This is a genomic window from Methylobacterium indicum (assembly GCF_001043895.1).
Classification (GTDB): Bacteria; Pseudomonadota; Alphaproteobacteria; order Rhizobiales; family Beijerinckiaceae; genus Methylobacterium; species Methylobacterium indicum.
The window spans coordinates 1-731 of sequence record NZ_JTHF01000502.1 but is presented as its reverse complement, the minus strand read 5'-3'; the positions used below and the strand labels follow the sequence as shown (position 1 = coordinate 731).

The window sequence follows — 731 nt, the reverse complement described above, 5'->3', positions numbered from 1 at the left end:
TGGGCTCGGGCACGGGACCTCCGTCACGCAAAGAACAAACGTGCGCACCCATCACGGGTCCGGCCGGGAATCAAGTCCGTCCTGCGAGCCGCGCCACCTCCTCCCGCAGCACGGGCAGGAGCTCGGCCTCGAACCACGGATGCTTCTTCAGCCACGGCGTGTTGCGCCAGGACGGGTGGGGCAGGGGCAGCAGCCGGGGTCGTCGGGACTCGGAAAAGATCTCGCGCCAGCGCGCGACCGTCTCGGTGAGCCCGCCGGGCCGGCGGCCGAGGTGCCAGGCCTGTGCGTACTGGCCGATCAGCAGCACCAGTTCCAGGTTCGGCAGGCCGGCGAGCAGGGGCTCGCGCCAGGTCTCGGCGCATTCGCGCCGCGGCGGCAGGTCTCCGCCCTTGGCATCGTGGCCGGGAAAGCAGGCGCCCATCGGCACGATCGCGATCAGGTCGGGATCGTAGAAGGCCGGCTCGTCGAGGCCGAGCCACTCGCGCAGGCGCTTGCCGGAAGGATCCTGGAACGGGATGCCGCTCTGGAACGCCCGGTTGCCCGGCGCCTGGCTGGCGATGCAGATCCGGGCCCGGGACGAGCCCTGCACGATCGGCCGCGGCACGGCCCCCCCCTTCCCGTGGAGCCGCGGCCGATCGTGCAGGGCTCGTCCCGGGCCCGGATCTGCATCGCCAGCCAGGCGCCGGGCAACCGGGCGTTCCAGAGCGGCATCCCGTTCCAGGATCCTTCCG

The 731-nt window shown here is 72.4% G+C and carries 1 protein-coding gene; it reads right to left on the bottom strand.

All coding sequences use genetic code 11. The features are described 5' to 3' along the window. Positions 1 to 70 precede the first annotated feature (70 nt). Entirely contained in the window at positions 71 to 604 is a 534-nt protein-coding gene (locus QR78_RS31755) for a uracil-DNA glycosylase family protein (protein WP_244278515.1), read from the bottom strand. Positions 605 to 731 lie beyond the last annotated feature (127 nt).